The sequence below is a fragment of the Anoxybacillus sp. PDR2 genome (assembly GCF_009834045.1).
Classification (GTDB): domain Bacteria; phylum Bacillota; class Bacilli; order Bacillales; family Anoxybacillaceae; genus Anoxybacteroides; species Anoxybacteroides rupiense.
This window is the reverse complement of sequence record NZ_CP047158.1, coordinates 298,064-324,000: the sequence shown is the minus strand read 5'-3', so window position 1 is coordinate 324,000 and position 25,937 is coordinate 298,064. Positions and strand designations below refer to the sequence as shown.

The following is a 25,937-nucleotide window of genomic DNA, read 5'->3' as shown; positions in this document are numbered from 1 at the left end:
ATATATGAGACCATACGGGCAAATATGCAGACTAGCATGACAAGCGCTCGATAATTACTTGGGCCACTGCATAATCACGACTATGGGAAATGGAGACATGGATATAGTGTCCTTCCAGTGTCACAACGGCTTCTGGCTTGCCCTTTTCATTATTAATAAAAGCCACATCTTGGAACGAAACGTTTTTTCCAATCCCTGTTCCCATCGCTTTTGCATATGCTTCCTTTGCGGCAAATCTTCCGGCCAAAAACTCGACTTTTCGTTCGTTTGACAACGAATCAAAAATCGCTTTCTCTTTTTTCGTTAAAATACGCTGCACAAATTTTTCATTTTGCTCTATTAGCTTTTGAATTCGATCCAGCTCGACAATATCAATTCCGATTCCTGCAATCATTTTCTTCTATCCTTTCTGTTCCATACATACATTTTTAATAAACAACCATTCGAATATTCCTGATCCATATAGCTTAAACATGACTTCCATGCAAACGTTATTTATTTTTTATATTCATCGTTGCACCAACCATGATCAGCATATTTGGTTTTTCAATCGATCGTCGCTACGTTTAAACCAACAGCTTAAAAAGAGGGGCGGTTTTATGTTTGTTCGCACGGAAAATCCATCTACATTTTTCCGGCTTTATCCAATCGTTTCATTCCTTGTTCTCATCCACATCGTTTTCTTTCTGATTTTTTTAATTCCTGGCTCCTTCTCTAACAATTTGTTAAAGGCACTTATTGGCTTCAATCTCGTTATTTTTAAAGGGGAATACTGGCGGCTCATAACCCCTCTTTTCTTACACGTTCACCTTGTACACATGCTGGTGAACTCCGTCTCGCTGATCCTATTTGGACCTGCCTTGGAAAAAATTCTTGGCAAATGGAGATTTTTCTTAGCTTACATCGGCGGCGGAATATTGGCCAATATCGCCACTCTCTTCCTTGCACCTCCCATGTACACTCACCTTGGGGCTTCAGGAGCCGTTTTTAGTCTATTTGGCATTTACAGCTACCTTGCTTTTTTTCATCAACACATTATTCAAAGACCGCACGCTCATATCATTTTCGCTATATTGCTGATTGGGTTTGTCGTCACGCTGACAGGAGCCAACCTAAACATTATTGCACATTTTTTCGGATTTTTAAGCGGAGCCATCATCGCCCCTTTCATCGCTTCTCATCCCAACCCCTATCATCCTTAGCACAACTTCCGGGCTTACGGGAACAAAAAAACGATGCCTTTCGCATCGTTTTTTTTCTTATCGCGCCACGCGCCGCTTTTTCGATTGCGGGCTTCGCGCAGCCCCTTTTGGCTGTCCGCCTTTGCGATTGATCCGCTTTTTCTCTTTTTTGGCTGGCAGCGGCGGCTCTTCCGTCAGCATTACCGGTGTTGTATCTGGCTCCTTTGTCAACATTTTGATACAAGCGGCTACAAGAGAAACGGAATCATGCTCTTCTAAAAGCTCCTCGGCAGCTCGCTTGTAAAACGATAAATTCTCGCTTTCCACAACAGCCAAGAGCTTCTCAATTGCAATTCGCTGCTGCCCTTCTAGCGCTTCGTCGAGCGTCGGCGGCCGCATCCGTTCCATTTTGCGTTTTGTTGTTTTTTCAATATTGTGCAGCTGTCCTGTTTCGCGAGGCGTCACAAATGTCATGGCCATTCCTGTTTTTCCGGCACGGCCTGTACGGCCGATGCGATGAACATAGCTTTCTGGATCCTGCGGAATGTCAAAGTTATACACGTGTGTAACGCCGGAAATATCTAGCCCGCGTGCTGCTACATCAGTCGCTACTAAAATTTCAATTGCTCCTTCTTTAAATTTGCGCAGCACGGACAGCCGCTTCGCTTGGCTTAAATCTCCATGGATTCCTTCAGCAGCATAACCGCGCAAATTCAACGCTTCGGCCAGCTCATCCACTCGCCGTTTCGTACGGCCAAATACAATCGCCAGCTCCGGCGCTTGAATATCCAGCAGCCTTGTTAAAATATCAAATTTTCTTTTTTCTTGAACTTCTAGATAGTATTGCTCAATATTGGGAACCGTCATTTCTTTAGCTTTAACTTTGACAAGCTGCGGATTGTCCATGAAGCGCTCCGCAATGCGGCGAATAGGCTCAGGCATCGTTGCTGAAAAAAGAAGCGTCTGCCTTTTCGTCGGCACATGGCTTAAAATCGCTTCAATATCATCAACAAATCCCATGTTCAGCATTTCATCTGCTTCATCTAACACAACGGTATGCACATGATCTAGACGAATCGTTTTGCGATTGATATGATCGATGATTCTTCCTGGTGTTCCAACAATAATATGCGGGCGTTTCTTCAATGCGCGAATTTGTCGTTCGATATCCTGTCCTCCATAAATTGGAAGAATACGGACACGTTTGACCGCTCCAATTTTATAGAGCTCTTCAGATACTTGAATGGCAAGCTCGCGAGTCGGAGCAACGACAAGCCCTTGAATCACGTCCGTTTTTGGATTTATTTTTTCAATTAACGGAATACCGAACGCGGCCGTTTTTCCTGTCCCGGTTTGTGCCTGCCCAATCACATCTTTATTTTGCAGGCTTAATGGAATGGTCTCTGCTTGAATCGGAGTGGTTTCTTCAAACCCCATTCGACTTATGGCTCTCATTAATTCATTACTTAATCCTAACTCTTGAAATGTTGTCAATTCTATTCATTCTCCTTTTACTTCCTTAAACTATTCAAAACCGTTCTTTCCAAGGGAAAGATGGGCCTTGGACATTATGGAATTTATCATACCATTTCTATACCTCTTGTGCAATAAATACCATTTTCAAAGATCTTCCTGTAAAAAATGCACGACCGCTTCAAACAGCGCATGGCGATCAGGTTCGTAACAAACTTGATGACGCGATGAAGGCAAAAATAATAATTTCTTTTTCGTGGATCCTACCATTGTATATACATACTGAGCGCTTTTTACGGGCACAATCTCATCTAGGCTTCCTTGGACAATCAAGATTGGAACGCGTACATCGGCAAGCTGCGGGCGAACTTTGCTGACTAATTTGCGAAACTCCATCGCCGCAGTTAGCGGTGTTGCAACGATTTTCTTTTTATAACGGACAAATACCGGATGTTCTTGCAATTGCCGCTGTAAACCAGCATGAATCATTCCACTGATCTCCTGAAGCATCTGCTTAGGATTGATATAATAAAAAGCAGGGCTTAGCAGGACAACTTTGCCCACTGGATATTTCGCTGCTAAATAAGCAGCAATTACCCCTCCCATTGAAAAGCCGACCAGATAAACGATCTCACACTTTTTCATTACACGCTGCAAATCTGCTTCTGCGGCCGCAAGCCATTGGTCGTACATTATTCCTTTTAGCTGAAGCGTTTCACCATGCCCAGGCAAGATCGTTAATTCGACAAGCCAATTGGTCTGTTCTTGCACATAACGAGCAAGCGGCTCAACCTCATAGGGTCCTCCCGTAAAGCCGTGAATACACAAGCAGCCAATCAACCGCCATCACCCCCAACAAAAAGAAAGGGGGAGGCATACGCATTTCGTATCCTCCAACACCTTACGCTTGTAAGTCACGGATGATATCTTCTAATCTCATTCCTCTTGACGCTTTAAACAAAATGAGATCGCGGGCCGAAACAATGGAACGCAGATCCCTGGCCAACGCTTGCTTATCGTCATACGCTTGAACACGGCCGCTTGGAAACGAGTGTTGAGCGGCGAGCGCAATATGTCCAGCGCGCTTGCCATACGTCAATACGTAATCAAGCTTTTCAGACTGAAGCATCCGGCCAATTTGTTGATGAAACTCAATTTCTTGATCACCAAGCTCCAGCATATCGCCTAACACGGCGATTTTTTTCTCATATCCCGTCAATTCGAACAGCAGCTCTAATGCTGCTTTCATAGAAGTTGGGCTAGCGTTATACGCATCATTAATCATCGTAGCCCCATTGACGGCTTTGATGATTTCCATACGCATTTTCGTCATTTGCAGCTCAGCCAAACTCGCTTGAATGGCTTCCCAGCTGACATGAAACAGACGCGCCACCGAAATCGCCGCCAGCGCATTATATACGTGGTGACGCCCTAAAATTGGAAGGAATAAACGATAATCTGGTGCCTGATTCACGGTAAATGAGGTGCCGTTCACCTCCAATGAAATGTCGGTTGGATAGTAGTCATTCGCTATTTTTTGTCCAAATGTGACCATACGCAAAGGCCGCTTTATATTTTTCACTCTTGTTTGCAGAAGCGGCTCATCTCCGTAATAGACAAACACACCATCAGACTGTAAACCAGAAACGATTTCCAGTTTTGCGCGAGCAATGCCGTCACGTGAGCCTAGCTCTTGTAAATGAGATTCTCCGATATTTGTAATAATGGCCACACTAGGCTCAGAGATCTTGGACAAAAGCTCAATCTCGCCAAAATTGCTCATGCCCATTTCGACAACCGCTATTTCGGTATCTTCTTTTAAACGAAGAAGCGTCAGTGGCACTCCAATATGATTGTTAAGATTTCCTTCTGTTTTTTGCACTTTATAGGTCGAAGCCAATAGACCATAGACCATATCCTTTGTTGTTGTCTTTCCATTGCTGCCTGTGATGCCGACTACTTTTACAGCCAGTTGTTTCCGGTAACGGTTGGCCAGCTGCTGCAAGGCTTGCAATGTGTCATCGACAAAAATAAGCGGAACATTGGTCGGCGGATTCGCTTCATTTTTTTCCCAAAGCGCTGCGCTTGCTCCTTTCGCAAACGCGTCTGCTACAAAAGCATGGCCGTTAAAATTCGCACCTTTCAGTGGAATATATAAATTTCCCGGCTGAATCGTTCTCGTATCTGTCGAAACACCTTTGATCGCTGTATCATAAAAAGACTCGGCAAGGCCGTTTCCATCTACCATTTCTTCAACAGCGCGCAATGTGCGAACAATCATTGTAAATCCCCTTCATTCCTTCATTGTATCATTTAAAACGTATATGTGATCGTTTGCTTTTCTTCATGCCGCTCAATCGCCAGCTGAACGAGCTTTTCAATCAGCTCCGAATAAGAAACGCCGGTGTGCTTCCAAAGAAGCGGGAACATGCTAAATGGAGTAAATCCCGGCATCGTATTAATCTCGTTAATATACACCGTTCCGTCTGCCGCTAAAAAGAAATCAGCCCTTACAAGTCCCGAAAGATCAAGCGCTTTGAAAGCGGCAATCGCCATTTGTTGAATGGTTTGATATTGTTCTTCTGTAATATCAGCAGGAATAATAAGTTCCGTATTTCCGTCCTCATATTTAGCTTGATAATCGTAAAATTCCTTTTTCGGAACAATTTCGCCAACTACAGAGCATATTGGGTTATCATTTCCAATAACTCCGATTTCTACTTCACGACCGATAATGGCTTCCTCTACAATAATTTTGCGATCATACTGAAACGCTTCAGCAAAAGCTGCTTCGAGATCTTCGCGTTTTTTGCATTTCGTGATGCCTACGCTCGATCCGGCGTTAGCTGGCTTGACAAAGCAAGGGTAACCAAGCTCTCTTTCTACTTTATCATAAGCCTTTTTTTCATCTTGCGTCCACTCTTTTCTCAAAAACGCCACATACTTCACTTGACGTAATCCAGCTTGCGCAAATAAGTTCTTCATAATGACTTTATCCATTCCCACTGCTGACGCTAGCACACCATTCCCTACATAAGGAAGATTTAATAGTTCAAGCAAGCCTTGCACCGTTCCGTCCTCGCCATTTGGTCCATGCAGCAGAGGAAAAATCACATCAATGGTTTCTTCCTCCTGACGCTCGCTGCTGATCGCCGAAACTGGCGCTTGATTTAAAGCGACAGGCAAAATTTCTTTTGCCTCTGGCTTCATTTCCAACTGCTTTATATCTTGAACAGGACTTGTCAGTTTTTCTCCTTTGGCCCATTGTCCCTCTTTGGTGATATAAATGGGAATGACATCGAATTTTGTTTGATCAATAGCATTCATCACCGCCATAGCTGTTTGCAGTGATACTTTATGTTCAGGCGATTTTCCGCCGTATAAGACGCCAATGGTTGTCTTCATCTACAATCCCCCTCTTCTTTTTTCACAATTTTTATTGTACCATGTTTCAATCTCCTTCGTATGATTCTTTTTACTGGAGCAATCATTTATAACCATTATTTTCCCTTTTAAACACTTCCGCTTAGACTGCCAAAAAATCTTCCTCCAACCATGCTCAGACGCAAAATAACGATCTATATCTATCCATCTGCCTATATATATGAGAAAGGCAGGTTGTTTTGCCACTCCTAAAGAAAAACACCGTTTCCTGAGTTGGTAAACGGTGCTTTTTTGATCATTTCGAGAGCACTTTTTGGTTCTTTTCATGCATTAATATCAGTTCTTTCAATGAGTCCTGCGCTGTTTGCTCAATTTGCGAAAAATATTCGGCAACCCGGCGATGGAAACGGCTTTTTTCCATATGGTCATGCAGCACACGCCAAATTTTTTGCTCATAATGCTCCAATCTACTTAAATTGTAAATCAGCCCTTTTGATTCTAAATAGCGCAAGTTGATTTGCTCTTGCCCCGGCAAATAGCCAATGGTAAATAGAGGGATGCGTTTGTGCAGCACTTCACTCACCGTGACCCCTCCAGGCTTGGTGATAACAGCATCCACCTCATCGTATAAACGGTTCATTTCTTCACAATTGGAAATATAAGAGAATGGCTGGATATGAGGCTGCTTCCAGCGCAAAATTTCTTCATACAGTTCGTTATTATTTCCACATAAAACAGAATAACGAAATCGATTCGTACCGTTCATTTTTCGAAAAAAATCAAGAATGTTGCCTAGCCCTTGGTTGCCGCCAGCGACCAATAAATGCGGGCGATAGGAGGTGCCCCTGTATCCATTTTTCCGTGTCATAAACGTCTCATGAACAGGAATCCCGGTAACAACAATGCGCTCCTTCGGAATTTTATATTTTGTGATTAACTCCTTCTTCGCTTCTTGATGCGGGACAAAGTGGTAGTCGATTGCTTTTTTCCCCCAAATACCGTTGATAAAAAAATCTGTATATACATTAACAACAGGAATATCAATTAAATGCCTTCTTTTTAAACGATGCAAGATCCTCGATGGAAATGAATGTGTGCAAATAATAAAATGCGGCTTCTCTTTTTCAAGCATCCGCTTCATTTTATGTTCGAAATAAGGCATCCATGGCTCCAAATGGATCCATTCCATCTTTTGAACATCGCGATACATCAGCATCTTATAAATATGATGATAGGAAGAAGGATGTGAACGTATCCAGCGAAGATACACTTCGGAAACCAACTTTTCAATGTATTCATTGCAATAGCTTAAAAAATCCACCTTTTTACAACTAACGAATGAAAACTGCTGCTCTAAAAAATCCATGAGCGCATCGGCCACTTTGTGATGTCCAGAACTCATTTGAAATAACGGCAATACAAGAACTCTCATCATGACGATAGCTCCCTTTAATTTTCAAATTGTTTTTTGCTTAAAACATGCTTAATCCACATGACGGCAAGAAAGAGTAGAAAAAGAGCCAGTCCAATTAAAGGAATCGACGCAAGCGGAATATGCATATGGCGGCCTAAAAGCATCCCCAATAACATAATGGGAACCGTCCAAAGCAGCGCCCCTATACATGCCAGCAGCGAAAACAACAGGAAAGGAAAGTGAATCATGCCAGACATATACGGAACAATTTGTCTCACGCCAGGTAAATAGAACCCAAACAAAACCAACCACTTTCCATATTTTCTAAACAGCTCATTGGCTCGCTCCCATTTCTCTGCTTTGATTCCTACATATTTTCCGTACTTCTTCATAAACGGATGACCAAAGTATCGGCCAATTCCATAACCCGTTATCATCCCCATTGTAGCACCGAACCAGCTAATGAGAAAGCAATAGGACCATTCTAATTGCTTTTGGGAAACTAAGACGCCTAGAAAAAAAAGCAGACTTTCTTCAGGAGCTGGAATTCCCACAATTCCACAAAAGATAAAAAGGAAAATCATGATATATCCATACGATTGTATATACGAAAACATCATATTGGTATCCATATAGTTCCTCACTACATCCGTAAAGTCTGTTTGTTAGTGTGTGCATTGATCGCTTCGCTAATCGTCAACCATTCCATTTTTTTTGCCTCCTCTTCGGCAAATAGCAGCTCTAGTGCTTTCAACATATGAGCAGGTGCTTTTTTGTCCGCTCCCAAAGTATCTCCGCTATCATGAAGCACGATAATCGCTCCATCCTGCAACCCGTTTTTTAAACGGCGCAGCAATTCATCGACACCAATGCTTTCTTTCCAATCCCCGAGTATGTGCGTCCACATAATCGTGGGATACTTCGCTTGCAGCGTCCATGTAAATAAATTGAAATGACCCCAAGGAGGCCGATAATAAACGGGCCGTTTTCCCGTAATTCTCTCAATGATCAACGCCGATTTGCGCAATCCTCGTTGCAAAAACGGAGGAAACAAGATCCAATTGCTAATATGGCGGTAATTGTGGAGGCCGATTTCATGTCCTTCCCGATCCATCCGGCGAATCAGATCGGGATATTTTGCTGCTCTTGTTCCCACAACAAAAAAAGTTGCTTTAATATCGTGCTTTTTTAATAAGTCAAGCAGCTGCGGCGTATAATATGGGTCGGGACCGTCATCAAATGTTAATGCAACGGCTCCCTTTCTCATTCCCTTTTTGTAAATCCGCCATGCGTTTCGTCGGATCCATATCGTTGGAATCATTCCATAGATCAACAGAACGCATAACAAAATCAGCAAGCCACGCATACATTCACCTCTTCAAAATACAGACTGGCGATCCATTCCATGATGATTCATGAACAGCCGTTTCTGATCGCTTGTGCTCCTTTTTCCGACTCCGTTCAGGTGCTTTTCTCTGCCTATGGCTGTTCTGGCTTGCGAAATGCAGGAAGACTAAGCCTCTGATGATTCCGCATTTTCTTATCCCTGTTATTTTCAAAGATTTGTACACAGTTCTTTGCTATAATACAATACGGAACGATGAAAAAAAAGATTCAAAGGATAAGAATATGGAGAAGATTTTCTAATCATGAATAAAAGACAGGTGATGAACATTGAATAAAAAAATTATGCTTACCGGCGGCGGTTCAGCGGGCCATGTAACGGTTAATATTGCGTTAATTCCAAAATTAAAGGAACGCGGCTGGAGCATTGGCTATATCGGTTCACATAACGGCATCGAGCGGGAGCTGCTTTCCCAAGTAGAAAATGTTCCCTATTTCCCCATTTCCACAGGAAAACTGCGCCGCTACTTTGACTGGAACAATTTTAAAGATCCTTTCAAGGTATTGAAGGGAACATTCGAAGCATACCACCTGATCAAAAAAGAAAAGCCAAGTATCGTCTTTTCCAAAGGCGGATTCGTTTCCGTCCCTGTCATTGTCGCGGCTTGGTTGAATGGCGTACCGACGATTATCCACGAATCAGATATCACTCCAGGGTTGGCCAATAAAATCGCGATGCCATTTGCCACCAAAATTTGCGTCACCTTTCCCGAAACACTACCGCACGTAAACGAGCAAAAGGGAATTTATGTCGGAGCGGTCGTTCGGGAAGAGCTCAAGCAAGGAAGTGCCGACAAAGGACGGAAGCATTGCCAATTTGAAAAAGGCAAACCCGTTCTGCTCGTCATGGGCGGAAGTCTTGGATCTAAACGCATCAACGACGCATTACGCGCCAATTTACAAACCTTGCTCGCTGATTTTCAAATCGTCCATATTTGCGGAAAAGGGAACATCGATCCAAAGTTCGCCGCTGAAAAGGGTTATAAACAATTTGAATACGTCCACGAGGAGCTGCCGCATATCATGGCGATGGCGGATATTGTCTTATCAAGAGCCGGCTCAAATTCCATCTTTGAATTTTTAACATTAAAAAAGCCGATGCTGCTTATCCCGCTTTCTAAAGGAGCGAGCCGCGGCGACCAAATTTTAAACGCACGTTCATTTAAAAAATCAGGATATGCCGATGTGTTAATGGAGGAAGAATTAACAAATGACTCCCTGCGCGAAGCCATCTACCAGCTCTATCGCAACAAAGCCAACTATATCGAAAACATGACCCGCTCCCAAGCCACGGACGCTCTACATACACTGCTGTCGCTGATTGAAGAAACGAGTAAACAATAAAAGCGAACACAAAGCAACAGCCGTTATCATATGGTAGACAAAGTCATTTTTACTTTGTCTACCATTTATTTTGGACCCCATCCGTTTATTGTGACTTTTCCATCCGAATTTATATAACTCGCTTTGTTTTTCAATCCTCCACTTTCCAGAGATCATTATTTATTAAATCTTCAAGCCGCATTTTATATATGATCAAAAACCCCTATTTTTCCACAAATTAACCTATAGAGAATCTCTATTTTCTCCAAAAACAATGACAAATCATGTAATATAGTGTAAAATTTTAGTATAAAATTCAATTGGAGGTAGGTATTATGAACCAAAATTTATGGGGAATAACTCAAACATTAATAGAAAAATATTCCATCATAGCATCTGAGTTTACTTTCGAAAGAGAAAGTCTAAGCTAGCAATAGCTCAGCATGTCCAAATGCTTTATTCTCTCCAAACTCACTTAGAAAGTTAGGGATAGTATGACTCAAAGATCTCTACAGTTTGTTATGATATTTATGTCTGTGATCATATTTTGCTATATATTGCCAATAGCGGATGATCAATATGTTGAGCAACGGTGTTATTTTATGGAATTTATAGGAATGTCTTTTTTATTCATCGGAATTTACAGCTATACCCAAAAACCAAATTCAGTTGTCGTACAGTATTTCCTAGTCCTTATGCTGATTAGCGGGCTAGCCATTGCTTTAGCAACTCCTTCCAGTTGGAATATAAAACTGGCAAAGGATGTAGAGGTTCTTTCCATTTCATTAGCACCTTACTATCTATTAAAATTTTTTGAACACTTCCCTTCGTCTACAAAACCGGCGTTTTTCCGGAAAGTACGAACGTCCACACTATTTATTGCGGTTTTTAGCATATTTCTTTATTTTTTAGCTGGGGCACAGCATGACACTATTATTCAAATGATGGTGCGGCCATGTATTGTCGCCAACATTATTATCTCGCTGCTCGCTTGCATCGTTCTATGTTTCTTACATATTCGCTCGAATTCCGATAAGGTGAAAAATCAAATGTATCTTTTAATTTTTGGCCTTATTTTATCATTTGTTCCTGTTATCATTTTTAGCTTGATTCCTGATGTGCTCCCTATGCTTCCTGGGATCCCTTTTCATTATAGTTTAAGCAGCATCATCGTTTTTCCAATCACAATATCCTATTTACTAACCAAGCAAGAAATCATTGACTTTCAAGAGCATTTGCGCAAAATCAGCTTTCAGTTATTAGCTATTCTTTCGGGCTTGCTTGTATTTAATTTATTGTCATGGATACTGAGTGATTTCAGCTTACCGTCAGCGCTTTTACTAAATACTTTGCTCATCTGTGCTTTCGTTGTTTATAGTCTGATGAATAGATGGTTGGAGCCTTTAAAAATGAAAAAATAGCAGCTTAAGCATCAAAAAATTCAACAGGAAAAATTGCTGATTCTCCAGCAATTGCTGAATGGGCAGCATTTGGGGCATTGCGCCAAGCTGGTTGCTGATTTAATTCATCAAACCCTGCATGTTAGCGGCGTATGCCTAATATGGAAAAATGATAGCGCTCCCGTTGTTTTGCACCGAACAGGAATTTTCCTGCCTTTTGACGATGCACAGCTGCTGTCATATCTCTATCAGAGAGACCACACGAACAAAGCGCATATCCATGGAAAAAGCATCTTCTTCTATCCTATGAAGATAGAAAATGCGATACGAGGATGGATTATCATCAGCGAAAAAACGACGGCTACCATTTTTGAAAAGGAAGAACAAGAGCTGATTGAAAAAATTCGCCTCGATGCAACGGAGTTATTCGCTAGCTCCGCAACATTGCAACAAATTGAAAACGAATTAAAGGAAGCTATGAAAGAGTCGCTTATTCACGAACAGTCTCATTGGCTGTTGCTCAATGAACAAGAAGAAGAAAAAAGGAAGCTGTCTGATTTTCTTCATGATGAAATATTGCAAAATTTAATCCTGCTTCTTCATAAGCTTGAATGGCTCAACAAAAGTCAAAACATCAACAAAGATATTTTGAAAGAGATCGAAGAAGGGATTCGCAACAGCATCTTTGAGATAAGAGAAATGTGCCATGAGCTATACCCTGCCGTCATAGAAGACTTAGGGTTAAAGCACAGCCTCTTTTTATTAAAAAGAAAATGTGAAATGAACTATAATGTTATTTTACAAATCGACTATCGCTCACAGCTAAAAAACATCCCAGTCGCTCTTTCTGCCCAAGTATTTCGAATCATCAAGGAATTGGTTTACAATGCGATAAAACACTCGTCATCAAAAGACATTCTTGTCTCCGTTGTGGAAACACAGCATGATCTTCATATTAAAGTAAAAGATCACGGTGTTGGATTTAAGATGCCCAACCATTTATCAGCATTATTGCAAAACCGCCATTTAGGCTTAGTGACGATCCAAAAACGGGTGAATCAGCTAAAAGGCACTCTCAACATCCAATCGGAACCTGGAGCCGGAACATGTGTATCCATTTCTCTGCCAATCGAAATAGACGGGGAGGAGTCAAATGAAAATCAGAGTATTATTAGTAGATGATCACTTGCTCATGATGCAGGGAATTCGCAAATTGCTAGAGGACAAAACAGATTTCGAAATCGTCGGCACCATTTGTAATCCTGCCGGCTTGCTAGAGGAAATACGCAAGCATCATCCTGATGTTATTGTCATGGATATAAAAATGAAAGAAGAAAGCGGAATTGAGTGGACAAAGAAAATTACCCGATCATACCCAGCATGCAAAATCGTCATTTTATCCGGATACGATTATGACGAATACATTCACGCTGCTTATGAGGCTGGAGCATATGCGTTTGTAACAAAAGAGAACTCCTCATTGGAACTGGCTAACGCTATTAAACAAAGCTATCTAGGGATCAAAGTGTTTCCAACCGACCGATTAACTCATTATAGCCCTCCTCTTACTCAGATGGAATTAACCATTCTTCGGCTGATTGCTGAAGACCATACCAATGCAGAAATTAGCGAGCAGCTAAAGATAAGCCGCCGGACGGTCGAACACCACATATCTTCCATTATCCGAAAGCTTGATGTCGATTCAAGAGTAGGGGCCGTTGTCAAAGCGATCAAGCTAGGATTAATTTAATTCAATCTATCGAAGGGATACAGGCCCCTTCGGCCATTTTTTCCTCTTTTTCTAGCTAACCAAGTATTCTATCTTTTTTCGTTTGCCGCAAAGCCCCTTCTGTGTATACTTCGTAAAAATCAACAAGGGGCAGAATATTATCTATATAAATACAACTTGAAAATAGACATGGATTCCTCCGTATCTCTCCGTAAAAACGATCTGATTCGCCGCTTTTCCGCGGTCGCCGACATACTTCCAACCAACAGCGAATGTTCATCAGACACATGTCATGTGTTCGCTGGCGTTTTTGCCCATAGCATGAGGCAAAAGGGCAACGGTCAGCCGTGTACTTTCACATGTCGTTGGACTGCTGTAAACCATGTCGAAAAATCAAACGGCCCTTGTCTACATTTCTACAAAACAAAACATCAATCTTCTCGATCTTCCGTTTCCAACAGTTGTAAATATATTGTATAATAGAAAGGCAATAATACGGGAGAACTCAAGGGTGGATCGGCATGTAACCCCTTTATCCTCAGAAAGGGGGTGATGCCGATGACGGTGTTTGAAGCGTTAATGTTTGCGATCGCTTTCGCAAGCTTAATCGTTTCTATTCTATCCTTTCACCAAAAGAAATAGCCCACCCTTGAGTTAGCAGCCCATCGGTGGACTATTTCCCCATATGGCTGATCCCCCTTGCAGGGAACCGTGTTATTGCAGGGCCAAGGGTGTTGCAGCATCCTTGGCCTTATTTTATTTATACAGATCTTTTATATATATTATACATGATTCATTCGGTAAAATGGAAGCCGATGCGGCGCAAAATAGAGCATTTTCCACCATGTATCTTATTCTATGCCCGCCTCGTCCGCCGTACCACTCAAATCTTTACTAAAGGTTTGATACCACTGAACATCATTGAATATGTGAATAGGCGACCGTTCTTGATCCAATATTACCAGATTATACCTAGATTCCCCTTTATGTAATTTCTGAATCAACGCTTCTGAGATCGCAGCGCTCCATGAAGATTCGATCACAAGGCTATTGGAAAGCTGCCCATTTTCATGAAGAGGGCCCTTTACAGGCTGGGACTGCTTTACATACGTGTAACGGGAGAGCTCTTCTGGATATTAAATCATAAAATAATAATCGTTGTACTGCCCAAGAGCTTTATACAAGCTTTCTGAGTAGCTGGACAATCAAATTTTCTGTGATTCTAGTGTATTTACAGCGCTGACATCACCATTGCTGAAGCAAGGCGATGAGATCATCATCGCCATATATGTCTTGAGAAAGCAATTAGGTCTTCCCTCGAATGAGCCTGGCACTTTTTGATGGTCGAACGTTTATTTCAAACGACCGATTTCCTGAACGCTCTCGATATCACCAGCATTGTCGAAATCCTGATTTTTCCCGTATCTTCGTTTATATCTAATTAGTAATGCAATGTGTTTTTCTAGAATGGCCTAAAAGGATTAGATACGACAGTTTTGTAAGATTGGTCGTTATCCGGAAAAATATATTTTGTTTCCATGAGCGCTTATTTCTTTTCTGCGGTCTTTTACGACTTGAACAAGAGCATCGTAAGTAGGAGGTAATACTGAATGACTAGCCTCATTTCATAAAAAACAGCTGTTCTTTTATCTTGGGCTGATTATATCACAAAAAATCGAGAGAAATGACTTTACTATGCGCCTACCAAACTTCATCTCCAACTTTCCTTTCATTCAGAAGTTGGAGGCTTCTTTTGATGGGAAGTTTAGAAGTTTAAAATTAGGTAGGATTCTCCTTTCCTTAAGATTTTTGGACTAAAACTCGTGGTGCCAGATCCAATCGATTTACTTAGGGGCAAATGTTGAGGATCAAGTGGGATCGATCATGTGCCTGTCATGTCCAGCTAACACCATGGGTGACCTAAATTAGAGAATACCTACCTTTTCTCTTTTGCCCTAGCAGCATTCTAAATACAAAATTTCATACACCATTGAAATCCCAAGGTCCTTCACGTTAAATCAATAAATTAAGAATTAATAGAATCAAGGGCATAAGAATAATACTTACAACTATAAAATACCCTACATATTTAATCCATTTAGGATAAATCTTAAAATTAAGGCTGCTTCTTTTCAATTTCCCTCCCGATACTATATTTTGTAAATCCTCGATTGAAGAAAAGATTTCATCATTCTCCGTATTATGGGCTTTCTCCATAGATTGTGTTTCGTGGATATCCTTAATATTCATCACTTCCTTTCTTCCGATATTGATCCTTGAATAAATTCTACTTTTGATTTTTTTACCAAATCCTTCTGATATTTTTCCCAAGCCTTTTGTAGTTCATCAATATTAACATCTTTAGTTTTAGCTTTTTGTTCATTAAAAAACTGTTGTTTCAATTTGCTGATTTTTAAAGCTTTTTTATATGCTAACACAGCATACTGATTCCAATATTCGTTTTCAGAGATACCTAATGCCGAAAGATAGTCTTGGAGAAACTGTATTGCATATTCGTCAGAAGATTGTTCCAATATTTGACGCATTTGTTTTGTAAATTTTTCTGCTTCACTTTCATCAACAACAATATTTTGTTTTTCAGCCTCTTCTTCTAACACAGCATTTTGAATAAACTCATCTTTTATTTGTTCATCACTTAATAATGAATTTCCGTTATTTAATTCTACAATATTTCTGCTTATCTGGAACTCGTTAAACTCTTTATTAGTAAAAGATTTCCCATTAATTTTTAGAAAAGGCTTTACAGCCTGTTCCTTTATTTTTTTGTGCTCTAGTTTTAAATAAAGATACGCGTTTTGATTTAGAGATTCCCTTTCAGCTTTTACATGTGAAGAATGATGAAAAACACTTGAAAAACTTAATCCTACAATACACAATCCTACAATAAGTGTAAGTTGTATTAACTTTATTCGTTTTGATTTTTCCATAAAATTAATCCACCACTCCTTCAGTAGTATCAACAACAAATGACATAGGAGTTGTACTTGAACTACTATATGTTACAGCTCCTATTGCCTTATAGGTACTACTATCAACTAAATCGGTATTGGGCTTTCCGTATCTAAAACCTGTTATATTATTAGGATCTGCAATGTAACTACCTACATAAGGAAGGGAATGGGTTGACCAGTAGGAATCATCTTTATAATATTTAATAGTACCTACATTTAAACTACATTTGAATGGAAAGAGAGCTCCATTAACAATATATGCATATATATCTTCATACGTAATAATCTTCCCTGGATAACTAACTGTTATGTTCATTGTTATATCCGTACCAACTGTAAAAGGAACCAGTATCCCCCCGGAAGCATAATAAACGACATGAACCTCATAATCATGGGACTTATTATTGTGTGTTGATGCCGATGCAAATGCAGGGGATAAAATCAGAAAAAGGAATGCAAGTACAAAAATACTAAGATATTTATTCTTCACAAAAATATCCTCCTTTTTTATTTATTATGGACAAATTAAAAATGGGGCTCTCTGTACCTACACTGATCTTCCACCTCCGAATGCCGAAAGAAGTTAATTTTAATTTACAGTATTTAGTCATCTTAACTTCTATATATAGCTGATTAACTGTTTCGACCTGATTGGATTATCATTCTTCGTTCCTGTCCATACTCTATAGTTAGAACTTAAGAACGAAGGAGCAGAAGAAACTATGGCACGTCTTATGATTACTCATGGTCTTACACCCACTGATTGACGAAAGTTCGAGAAATAACAAGACCATGTTCACTTACGTCTGCGTATTACAGCGGTTCGTCTTGTCATGAAAGGTTATACTGGAAAAGAAATCGCTCATTTATGTCATCCTTATCGTCAATCCGTGGCTACTTACGTTAAAAAGTTTCATAAAGAGGGAATAGAGGCCTTATTAGAGCGAAAATGCGGACTGGGACCCTCCTGCTTTTTAACAGCCGAACGACAAAACGAACTCAAGCAAGTCATTCTAGCTACGTCCCTTTCTGATTATCTTATCGATTGGGCGGACGACACCGATCATTCGTGAGAATGTGCGCCGTACCTATGGTATAGAGATGAGTGGTACAGGGATTTTACGTATGCTTTGGTGGTTACGTTTGAGCGATACTCACCAACCTATGTGTTGGCCAAAGCGGATCCAGAAAAACAACAGGAGTTTCAACAGGAAATCGACCTAATAAAAAAACTTCTGAATCATAACATGATCCTCCTGTATCAAGATGAGACGCATATTCGCACTTATCAAAGTCTTCATGCCACATGGTCAGAAATAGGCAAACAAAAACAAGTGCTCACGTATGGACATCATGCGAGTGTGACCTTATTTGGTGCGCTGAACGCGATAACGAGAGAAGTGTTGCACCAAAACCTTCTCGTCTTGTAAACAGGGGGAATTTTTGTCGTTTCTTCAGTTGATGGCGAATCATTACAAAGAGAAGTTGACTACCGTGGTCGTCGACAATGCCACCATTCATCATTCCCAACTCATTCAGGATTTTCTTGCGAAGAACGAACGAATTTTGTTAATTGATTTACCGCCTTATTCACCGGATTTAACCCCCATTGAGCGATGATAGAGATGGCTTAAAGAAACGGTGATTGCGAATTGTTTTCATCCGGCCCGTTCTTCAATCGAAGAAGCCATGAACTCGTTTTTGAGCGAGATTTCCAAAAGGTCCAATCACGTATTGTGTCGGGTAGGCATCGCCTACGCTCCATGTCGAAAAATTAAATCCGTTTTATATAATTACTTCACCAAAACAATATTACTTAAATCCAAAAAACTCTCTTTTTTCAATTTCCCCCCAAATTTCAATCGTTTTTTAAAATCCCGAATCCCCCCTATCGTTCTCCTGTCTTTTTCAAGATTTACAACTCTTGCTTTTAATCTATCAAATAAAATGAGAAAAAACATCCGTATTTTCATTCGTCCCAACTCAAAACCCCCCAACGGAAAGGCTCCGCTAGGCGGCATATACTTAGAATGATAAGAGATCAATAACAACAACCAGCACGATCCGGTAATGGCAAACGGAATAAGGGGAATATGGCGAATGAGTCACAGAAAAAAAGCGGATCGCAAATACGGCCAAAGCGAAGGTGTCGAGAAAAATGGAGGATCAGCAGCGATGACGTATGGCTGTTTTTGCAGCAGTGACACTTCTTTCGCCCCCCGACATCATCGGAATGGTCATTTATGAGCAGGAAGCCGATTTATGTCTCCTGTTAAATAGAGATGCCAGATTATAAGGTAAACAATGATTCCGCCAAAAGCTAAAAACATCCAAACGGTAAGTAAAGGAGAGAAGCTTCCGGCTCTGATTTTCTGTACCGCTATGATCTAATAGGGGGAACAATAGATGTTATGGAATGTGAACCCCTTTCTTTTTTCATTCTATCTATTCCCCTTGTTATTGAAAAAAGAAAATAATCCTGTAAATAATAAAATAGCTCCTATCATTCTATAAGAGTCCATATATCCTTTTAACATTTGTAAATATTCGTCCGATCCCACACTACCTCCTATTGATCGGACCCATGATGAAGTGGATGTACTTCCTAATTTCGGACTGTTTAAAATCAAAATGAATCCAATAAGGGCCACTACTAATGAAAGAAACTTCATTTTATTAGGATCTTTTAAAATATTCATTCTCCCTCTTCCTCCTTTTCATTGTATACAAAAACAATACGAGATAAATTTAATTATACATTAAATTTTATTCCAAATTAACCATAAAAAAACAGAAGTAAATTTCTCATAGAGAAACTTACTTCTGTACGCATTTTCCGTAAATTATTATTCATAGTAATAAAAACATACTCCGATTGGTTTAAATGCATTTCCATATCCTGCTTTATAATCGCTTCCAATAATCGGATCGTACCAAACATCAAAATTATAGGTTTGGTAATACGGCCTAGCCACTATCGTGTATGTTTTCCCTGATGGAACTTTAATTTGATAAGTATCAGAAACCTCATAACTCTTCGTTACATTAAATCCCAATCCTGTCGAAACTACCTCAGCACTCACATTGGTATTAGATGACCATGAAGCGTTAACGCCTTCCTTTACACTTAATGTAGCAGTCGCTGGTCCTGCAAAAGTAGATTGTCTAATGATTTTAGTACCGCACGCCTCTCCTCTACTCATATTCTTTAAATAGTAACCACTTGCCCATTGAGGTGTCACTATAGAATTATTTTTTAAAAAAGATTCATTTTCAGTTTGAATGTATGCCACCGCAACACCCACTAATTTTTTCGCTCCCTGATCAGAAGTAGAAGGTTCTAATTTTTTGAGCACTTCCGGATCTGTTATTTCAACAATCGTGCTAATTTTTAGTTTTTTCTTTTTTTATATAAAGCCAGACTAATTGCAGAGGCAATAACTCCACTACTAAAACTCACTCTAAGTACATTTATAATATATTCAGGTATTTCCTTATACTCCGTTGTTGTCATCCCTCCTGACATATGTGTTACGGTTTTATAGGGGACAAATATCAATGCTAAAGTGATTCCTATGACAAAACCGTACATAAAACCTTTTTCAATAACATTATTCAAGATTCATTTCTCCTCTCTATGTATTTGCATTTATAATTTGACATTCATCGAGAAGTCTCCCACCTCTAAGTGAAGTTCAGTGCAAAGAGTTTCGTTCCTTATTAGATCTCTTTTTTGGAAATATATTTGGTAGTGACGAAGCTAAAAAACTAACTGCAATTGCCGCAATGGCCTTTCCCGACATTTGATTTTTATCTCCCATTGTAAATAAGTATACAGTTGTAATGAATGAAACAATATAGAACCCATTACCTTCGTTATAAAATCATGTTTTTCCTTCGACAGCAATTGGTCTGTGAATTCATCCCGCCATATCCGTTCCTTTGTTCCATAAATGGTAAACCCATATAGCTGTGATGCTCTCTTTTTTAGATACCACGCTTTATCGGCAAGAAGAACCATCTCGTCCGTTCGTATAAGGGATGAAGCTTTATATCCACGATGTCATAGCGAAACGTGAGAGAGGAGGTACATTCAGTCAAGGAAACGGTCACGATATCTCCATTTCTTGCAGATTTGACTCATTGATGATTGACTTGAATCGATATCGGATCGAATACTTATGGTACAGTTGAAGCGTTGGATTTGTTATCTCCACACGGGAGAACTTTATATGCACGGTAGCTTGTTTTTCTTTCAATGAAAATGATAAAAAAGCTGCTCTTTTTTGTTTCAAGAAACATCGCCACCATCAAGCCATACATAACGCTGAAAACGAGCGGTCCGAACATGCAGACGACGAGAAACCGCAGTACGGCCAACATCACTCTCATTTTCTCCAACATGATCCGGTAGCCATCCACAAAAATAACTGAACGCCATAAAGAAGCTCCTTTGAATGGAGAAGATAAAAAAACATGCAAAGAATCAATATCATTTGCACAAGCACGAAGACTTCATGAATACTCCATACTTGATTGCCTATCATCTGAAAAGAACAAAATGAATCCGACAATCAACAAAACCAAAAAAAATAATACACTAGCTCCAGCATATAGCTTCCTTTTATTAAGCAGCTGCTTCAGATGAAAAATAAACATAAAATTCCAACACGATTTATCATCCGCTTTTCTTTAAAGGAGTTATTCTAAATTTGAACAAGAATTAAAACAGAATCAGGGAAATGCCGTCAATTTCTCCGCTCTTCCCTGACTTCGCAATATTCCTCGTCGTGTAGATGATTATTTGGCTGTACGTTTCCCATATCCTCTGGATTCAACTGTTTAGCCAACGATTTGACTATAATAATGATCTGCCTCTTCGTTACCCGTTCATCATGAGTGAGGCTTTTACATTAACTAACGGAACCATCCGCATTGCAATAAAATTCTATACTTACCGTAACCGGATAAGATTGTCCACTTATTGTATATGTTCCTGATACATAAATAACATAAGTACGACCACCATCAATTAGCTCGTATTCATATCCTGTTTGTTTCCAGCTTCCAACACCACTTGCTACTCTCGAAGTTATCGATTTAATCCCAGAAAATATTGATCTCCTATGAACATTGCTATATCGTGTTTCGAAAGTTCCTGTAATCGTTAACGTGTGAGTAGTTTGCCCTGCCTCAAAAACGGCTGATTGTGTTTTGGAAACAACAGACTGAGGAGCAATGATACCTGTACCCGATTTAACAACTTCCTGCTGAGGCTAGACCGCAAATGACGCCTGTCCTCCCCCTAACACAACGACGGTCGTAAGCGATGTGGCTAATATTCCTTTCACTATCCCATCGACAGTTTGATTTCTGATAAACCTCGCCCCTTTTTTCATCAACATTGATCGCTTACAGTTTACACATTACTATATTTAACAATAAAAAACATCCGTATTTTCCGTAAAGTCGGCTGTAAAAAAATACTAAAAAACAAAAAAAGAATGAAATTTTAATGACGCACTTTTCTAGTGATGGGAAGAGAGGCAATTGAATGTGATAATAAAATAGGACTTGGCAAAACTTTTCCCTCGAACAAGAACGCAACGACAAACAGATTTGCCGTAAAGCGTTCGTTGTTCTAAAAGGTGATGCTGAAATATGCATCATAAACCGTTTTGATCCTTTATTATCCGCTACTTCAACCTTTTCATATTTTCTAAACAAAAACTTTATAAATAGCTTCAAGACAAATCTCAAACTGCCTATTTTCCTTTTCGTCTACGATAACATTAACTGATTAGCAACGGATGGAGATCCGTAACACGATCAAAGAAAATATCCTCCAGTGTCGCTTTTTCTACTTTTACTTCGTATATATCGATATTTTGACGTGACAAATAATGAATAAGCTTCGGAATGTCCGACTCCCGCGCAAAAGATCGCAACATAAATATTCGCCCGATGTTTGCACATTGGAAATAAAGTCACCAGCATCATGTTTTAACGAATTCGCAATAAAATTATGTTCTTTTTTTACTTTTATCAGCAACTGAATCGCCCGGTTATACATCTCTCTTAATTGTTCCATCGTTCCGATTTTCGAAATGACACCACCTTCCATAATCGCAATCGTATCGCATATTTTTTCTACTTCCGAGAGATTATGTGATGTTAGAAAAATCGTCGTACCATAAGAAAAAACATCCGTATTTTCCGCAATGAAAATTGCGGAAAATACGGATGTTTTTTCTCATTTTATTTGATAGATTAAAAGCAAGAGTTGTAAATCTTAAAAAAGACAGGAGAACGATAGGGGGATTCGAAATTGTAAAAAACGATTGAAATTTGGGAAATGTAGTGAAACAGTAAGATTCTTGAGGATCTAAGTTTTATGTCCTATCCGCATGATGTATATCAATCTCTTCAACCTTTCCGTTATGTCTTAAAAAGTCGAAGGAGAGCGCAAACCGTTTAATATATGTATTGGATAGTGTTGCAAATCTAAAGTAAACACTCAAAATTTGTCCAACAATGGAATAATCACTCAATCATACGCACCTTTTCATTTATCACTGTTTTAGGAATTGATGGATGAAATAAAAGGGACTTCAATCTGTTTGAGCATTTACTGAATTTTTCACTGCCGTAGGCAGTATCTCTAAGGGCAAACTTAATCTCTCACTCTTTTAAAGACATATTCGCCGGCAACGGCTACATCATTTCGATTCTCAGCTTTAAAGAGACACGTGATAACATGATGCCTTCTATCAGGTTGTACCAAAGGTGTAACTTGTATGCTTTTAACCAATACTTAGAGTCGAAATCCCCATATTGCTTGAGAGTCATAGAGACTGCTATGACGATTTAGGGATACCGAACTTCTCAATCTTTGAGAAGCTGAATGTTAAAAGCAAAAAACCCTTTCTCTCGAAACCATTTAAAATGTAGATAAATGTTGAACCGCTTGGAGTCCGTACATTTTCTAAAATTATCTAAATCGATCGAGTATGTTCACAAATTGACGTAAAGAGGCGAGAACAAATAATTTTTTAAAAAGAAACATTTTAACCATGATTTTTTCGAAATCGATGGTTGCCCTGTTATAAAGAGGATATTTCTTATAAAAAAGTTAATTTATGCATGGAAATAACACCTGTAAAAGAGGATCCATTTCGCTATTCATTGCATGTTCGATAACAAAATTAGAAATCATGATGATGTTCCCCTTGGAATGTTGTATAAAAGCGTTTATTAGTCCTTTGCTGAGTATCTTGGTCACTGTATATGATTTCGAAGTTGGTGGATTTTTTATGCAGAAATTATTCGTTGTCTTTCCTGCTTCTTACAGAACGAAAAGCCTGGTAGTCCTGGATAAAATCTTAATCTTTATACATAAATGATTATGTTATTGGACAAGTTTTTTTACGAGTTTCATTTTCGATTGAAACTCTTTTTGTTTTGATGGATTCACCTGTTTGAGAGTACTGTAGGCAAGGATAGATATAAGATAATCAGAATTTCAAAATGAATTTATATATTTGAAAAAAGGAAATTTGCTAATTGCATGGAATCAGAATAAAAGCAAGCGTTATGGAATAATTATCAAAAAACTATATTGTATTATTAGGAATTTTTTATAAAATATACTTATAATTACATTTTTTGATATAAACATAGATATGATGAGAGGCATAATTGAAAGTTGATAAAGAATTTCTGAAGGGGCCAGGGCCATATTAATACACTTATTATTATCCCTCCTAAACAAAAATAATATGTACAGATATGAAATTGCTAACATGATTCGGATTAAAAGTGATGTAAATTTTAAGGAAGCGATCCTTATCTTTCTTTAAAGTGATTAGAAAAACGGAAATGGATCGCCTCTTATATTGAAGTAATGAGAAAGGAGCGAGAGCACGTAGGAAGTATTAACGAATGACTGATGAGGGACGCATTTGTTTCAAACCAAAGGCTGAAGAATAGAATTTTTAATAAAAAAATGGAGCGATATCTTTTCAAATGTAAACAACGAGGCGAAAAATGGAATTAATTCACATATGTGTTGTTGAAGAATTATATAAGCAAACAGATTCAAAACATCCAAGAACCGTAGAATTAAATAAGAAAACTTGTATATACCCTAATAAATCTACAAAACAACAAATAATGGATGGTTATACAGGAAATGATGCATTGAGAATTAAGGTAAGGTAGAGCGTTTTGGCAGATTTGAGTAGGTGGAACACTAATTTAATGCAAGTTCTTCAGAGGATATTAGCAAATGGACTACTAGCAATAGGAATATTAAGTATCTTAATAGTTAGTATTATATTAGTGATTTTATTATATTATATTTAGGGAATATTTATGATGTTCATTTTGATGAAATAGGATATGATAATAGAAAAAATTTACACTAATGAACTCAGAGGAGATGGAACTTCTACTTGTTGAGGAATCCTTTGTTCTTAGAATCTCTTTATACAATTAATACTGAATTGAGGAAATCGAATTCTCGGAAGCCTGGTTTTACTTTTGAAAACAATAAGTTAAGTAGATACCTACTTTATTTTTATTTAAAAAGGGTTGTGCTACGGAACAGATCAATATTGGTTTCGTTGGAAGTACTGGATATTCGTAGTTTTTATTACTTGTCATTGATTCTAAAATTTACTTTACGTCTAGAGAGTAATTTAATTGTATCATTCGAATCCCTTACAATTAATTTAAATATTAAGTTTATTAGTGTTGATTTGTAGGTGTGTATTTCACTAAAAACCAAGAGAAGTATCCTTAGAATATCTTAAACTTTTTGGTGTGAATGAATAAAATTATTACGATAAAAGACATATTAAGAGGTGAAAAGGATGTTACGCAATCAGTTATTAGTTGAGCTAAAAAGAGCATATACAGCCAAAAATTTATTGATGTGGATAGCTATTATTATCCTTTTACCGACTATAAGGTTTTGTATGATCAATGAAGGGTATCAGTTTTATAAGCCTATTGAAGTATTTCAAGAGACAGTATCAGCGATTATTCCGTTACTTTTTCCTGCTCTTGCTATTATCATTTACTTGCCTTCCTTTTTACAAGAACAAAGAAATAAATTTATTACTTATACTCGTACTAGAATTCCATTGAATACTTATCTACTCAGCAAAGGACTAATAAACGCTTTTTTGACAGGATTCGTTATATTTTTGTTAATTTTCCTTCCGTTTGTTTTCATAATGTATTTGGAACCAAATCTAGGAATCATTCTTTATACTCCTATAGATGAGAATGCACATATACCTACCGTAACTTTTTCACAGCTCTTATCGTATGGGGACTTAACATATGGATTGATTTATTCCTTTTGGGTTTCTATAAATGGAGTAGTTTATTCTACTATTGCCTTTATGTTATTGCTCAACTTAAACAATCCTTTTGTGGCTTTATCGATTCCGTTTCTTTTTTATCATATTTTCAACTTCGTAACGGGTGTACTCAATGTACCAATGTTTTCGCCACTGAGCACTATTTTTCCATTCAATATTGAAGGACAACCTTTATGGACTGTACTGGTGCCGTTTTCATTTCTACTAATCGTTTTAATAGGGATCTTTGTATTCTCTATGCGAAACCAAAAAGAATGGATGATATAAC

General features: G+C 38.8%; 27 protein-coding genes. 11 read left to right on the top strand and 16 right to left on the bottom strand.

The genetic code is table 11. From position 1 onward, the window contains the following. Positions 1–31: 31 nt before the first annotated feature. Positions 32–394: a holo-ACP synthase gene (gene acpS / locus GRQ40_RS01635; RefSeq protein ID WP_044742002.1), complete on the bottom strand. Its 363-nt coding sequence runs from the start codon at positions 392–394 to the stop codon at positions 32–34. A 205-nt stretch (positions 395–599) separates the two neighbouring features. Between acpS and GRQ40_RS01630 the strand changes: the two genes are divergently transcribed. Further along, complete coding sequence (locus GRQ40_RS01630) at positions 600–1,202, top strand: rhomboid family intramembrane serine protease (protein ID WP_066148998.1); 603 nt, start codon at positions 600–602, stop codon at positions 1,200–1,202. 57 nt (positions 1,203–1,259) lie between these two features. On the opposite strand, the gene GRQ40_RS01625 is transcribed toward GRQ40_RS01630, so the two are convergent. From GRQ40_RS01625 to GRQ40_RS01595, 7 genes are all read right to left on the bottom strand, one after another. Continuing rightward, positions 1,260–2,675, bottom strand: a complete 1,416-nt coding sequence (locus GRQ40_RS01625; protein WP_159719245.1) for a degradosome RNA helicase CshA — start codon at positions 2,673–2,675, stop codon at positions 1,260–1,262. Positions 2,676–2,801: 126 nt separating this feature from the next. Next, positions 2,802–3,494 carry an alpha/beta hydrolase gene (locus GRQ40_RS01620; protein WP_159719244.1) on the bottom strand — a complete coding sequence of 231 codons (693 nt, stop codon included), beginning with the start codon at positions 3,492–3,494 and terminating at the stop codon, positions 2,802–2,804. Positions 3,495–3,555: 61 nt separating this feature from the next. Then, the gene (gene murF / locus GRQ40_RS01615) at positions 3,556–4,935 is read right to left on the bottom strand and encodes a UDP-N-acetylmuramoyl-tripeptide--D-alanyl-D-alanine ligase (RefSeq protein ID WP_066148995.1); all 1,380 of its coding nucleotides are present in this window, start codon (positions 4,933–4,935) and stop codon (positions 3,556–3,558) included. 32 nt (positions 4,936–4,967) lie between these two features. Beyond that, positions 4,968–6,059 (bottom strand): D-alanine--D-alanine ligase, encoded by a 1,092-nt coding sequence (locus tag GRQ40_RS01610; protein WP_066148994.1) that lies wholly within the window; start codon positions 6,057–6,059, stop codon positions 4,968–4,970. Positions 6,060–6,333: 274 nt separating this feature from the next. Beyond that, positions 6,334–7,473, bottom strand: a complete 1,140-nt coding sequence (locus GRQ40_RS01605) for an MGDG synthase family glycosyltransferase (protein WP_066148992.1) — start codon at positions 7,471–7,473, stop codon at positions 6,334–6,336. A gap of 14 nt (positions 7,474–7,487) precedes the next feature. Then, positions 7,488–8,084 (bottom strand): DedA family protein, encoded by a 597-nt coding sequence (locus GRQ40_RS01600; RefSeq protein ID WP_066148991.1) that lies wholly within the window; start codon positions 8,082–8,084, stop codon positions 7,488–7,490. A gap of 11 nt (positions 8,085–8,095) precedes the next feature. Next, positions 8,096–8,818, bottom strand: a complete 723-nt coding sequence (locus GRQ40_RS01595) for a polysaccharide deacetylase family protein (RefSeq protein ID WP_066148990.1) — start codon at positions 8,816–8,818, stop codon at positions 8,096–8,098. Positions 8,819–9,126: 308 nt separating this feature from the next. On the opposite strand from GRQ40_RS01595, the gene GRQ40_RS01590 reads away from it, so the two are divergent. From GRQ40_RS01590 to GRQ40_RS18885, 5 genes are all read left to right on the top strand, one after another. Continuing rightward, complete coding sequence (locus tag GRQ40_RS01590; protein WP_066148989.1) at positions 9,127–10,200, top strand: undecaprenyldiphospho-muramoylpentapeptide beta-N-acetylglucosaminyltransferase; 1,074 nt, start codon at positions 9,127–9,129, stop codon at positions 10,198–10,200. A gap of 596 nt (positions 10,201–10,796) precedes the next feature. Beyond that, on the top strand, positions 10,797–11,600 hold the full coding sequence (locus GRQ40_RS18400; RefSeq protein WP_236546384.1) for a hypothetical protein: 804 nt from the start codon (positions 10,797–10,799) through the stop codon (positions 11,598–11,600). 33 nt (positions 11,601–11,633) lie between these two features. Next, the gene (locus GRQ40_RS18395; RefSeq protein ID WP_236546383.1) at positions 11,634–12,761 is read left to right on the top strand and encodes a sensor histidine kinase; all 1,128 of its coding nucleotides are present in this window, start codon (positions 11,634–11,636) and stop codon (positions 12,759–12,761) included. Beyond that, positions 12,733–13,329, top strand: coding sequence for a response regulator transcription factor (locus GRQ40_RS01580; RefSeq protein WP_082063503.1), 597 nt, complete (start codon positions 12,733–12,735; stop codon positions 13,327–13,329). The genes GRQ40_RS18395 and GRQ40_RS01580 overlap by 29 nt, the downstream gene beginning before the upstream one ends. Before the next feature lie 531 nt (positions 13,330–13,860). Further along, positions 13,861–13,950, top strand: coding sequence for a putative holin-like toxin (locus GRQ40_RS18885; RefSeq protein WP_221212134.1), 90 nt, complete (start codon positions 13,861–13,863; stop codon positions 13,948–13,950). 1,607 nt (positions 13,951–15,557) lie between these two features. Here the strand turns inward: GRQ40_RS18885 and GRQ40_RS01575 are convergent. Both GRQ40_RS01575 and GRQ40_RS01570 read right to left on the bottom strand, forming a co-directional pair. Continuing rightward, positions 15,558–16,256 (bottom strand): SurA N-terminal domain-containing protein, encoded by a 699-nt coding sequence (locus GRQ40_RS01575; protein ID WP_159719243.1) that lies wholly within the window; start codon positions 16,254–16,256, stop codon positions 15,558–15,560. Between the two features lie 4 nt (positions 16,257–16,260). After that, on the bottom strand, positions 16,261–16,770 hold the full coding sequence (locus GRQ40_RS01570; RefSeq protein ID WP_159719242.1) for a hypothetical protein: 510 nt from the start codon (positions 16,768–16,770) through the stop codon (positions 16,261–16,263). A gap of 316 nt (positions 16,771–17,086) precedes the next feature. On the opposite strand from GRQ40_RS01570, the gene GRQ40_RS01565 reads away from it, so the two are divergent. The 3 genes from GRQ40_RS01565 to GRQ40_RS01555 are packed head-to-tail and all read left to right on the top strand — an operon-like array spanning position 17,087 to position 17,900. Then, positions 17,087–17,353 carry a helix-turn-helix domain-containing protein gene (locus GRQ40_RS01565; protein WP_370514195.1) on the top strand — a complete coding sequence of 89 codons (267 nt, stop codon included), beginning with the start codon at positions 17,087–17,089 and terminating at the stop codon, positions 17,351–17,353. A gap of 57 nt (positions 17,354–17,410) precedes the next feature. Continuing rightward, positions 17,411–17,710: a hypothetical protein gene (locus tag GRQ40_RS18390; RefSeq protein WP_236546382.1), complete on the top strand. Its 300-nt coding sequence runs from the start codon at positions 17,411–17,413 to the stop codon at positions 17,708–17,710. Positions 17,711–17,723: 13 nt separating this feature from the next. Further along, positions 17,724–17,900: a transposase gene (locus GRQ40_RS01555; protein WP_159719240.1), complete on the top strand. Its 177-nt coding sequence runs from the start codon at positions 17,724–17,726 to the stop codon at positions 17,898–17,900. Between the two features lie 173 nt (positions 17,901–18,073). Here the strand turns inward: GRQ40_RS01555 and GRQ40_RS01550 are convergent, their stop codons facing one another. The 6 genes from GRQ40_RS01550 to GRQ40_RS01525 form a co-directional block, all read right to left on the bottom strand. Continuing rightward, complete coding sequence (locus GRQ40_RS01550; protein ID WP_159719239.1) at positions 18,074–18,262, bottom strand: hypothetical protein; 189 nt, start codon at positions 18,260–18,262, stop codon at positions 18,074–18,076. Positions 18,263–18,721: 459 nt separating this feature from the next. Continuing rightward, the gene (locus GRQ40_RS01545) at positions 18,722–18,979 is read right to left on the bottom strand and encodes a hypothetical protein (protein ID WP_044744740.1); all 258 of its coding nucleotides are present in this window, start codon (positions 18,977–18,979) and stop codon (positions 18,722–18,724) included. A gap of 147 nt (positions 18,980–19,126) precedes the next feature. After that, positions 19,127–19,636 (bottom strand): DUF6426 family protein, encoded by a 510-nt coding sequence (locus GRQ40_RS01540; protein ID WP_159719238.1) that lies wholly within the window; start codon positions 19,634–19,636, stop codon positions 19,127–19,129. Positions 19,637–19,671: 35 nt separating this feature from the next. Continuing rightward, entirely contained in the window at positions 19,672–19,899 is a 228-nt protein-coding gene (locus GRQ40_RS01535; RefSeq protein ID WP_159719237.1) for a hypothetical protein, read from the bottom strand. A 672-nt stretch (positions 19,900–20,571) separates the two neighbouring features. Then, a complete protein-coding gene (locus tag GRQ40_RS01530; protein WP_159719236.1) occupies positions 20,572–20,721 on the bottom strand; it encodes a hypothetical protein in 150 nt (49 codons plus the stop codon). A gap of 1,351 nt (positions 20,722–22,072) precedes the next feature. Then, entirely contained in the window at positions 22,073–22,231 is a 159-nt protein-coding gene (locus GRQ40_RS01525) for a hypothetical protein (protein WP_159719235.1), read from the bottom strand. A gap of 2,095 nt (positions 22,232–24,326) precedes the next feature. Here GRQ40_RS01525 and GRQ40_RS01520 point away from each other — a divergent pair. Then, complete coding sequence (locus tag GRQ40_RS01520; RefSeq protein ID WP_159719234.1) at positions 24,327–24,500, top strand: hypothetical protein; 174 nt, start codon at positions 24,327–24,329, stop codon at positions 24,498–24,500. A gap of 653 nt (positions 24,501–25,153) precedes the next feature. Then, positions 25,154–25,936 (top strand): ABC transporter permease, encoded by a 783-nt coding sequence (locus GRQ40_RS01515; RefSeq protein ID WP_080862523.1) that lies wholly within the window; start codon positions 25,154–25,156, stop codon positions 25,934–25,936. Position 25,937: the final 1 nt, after the last annotated feature.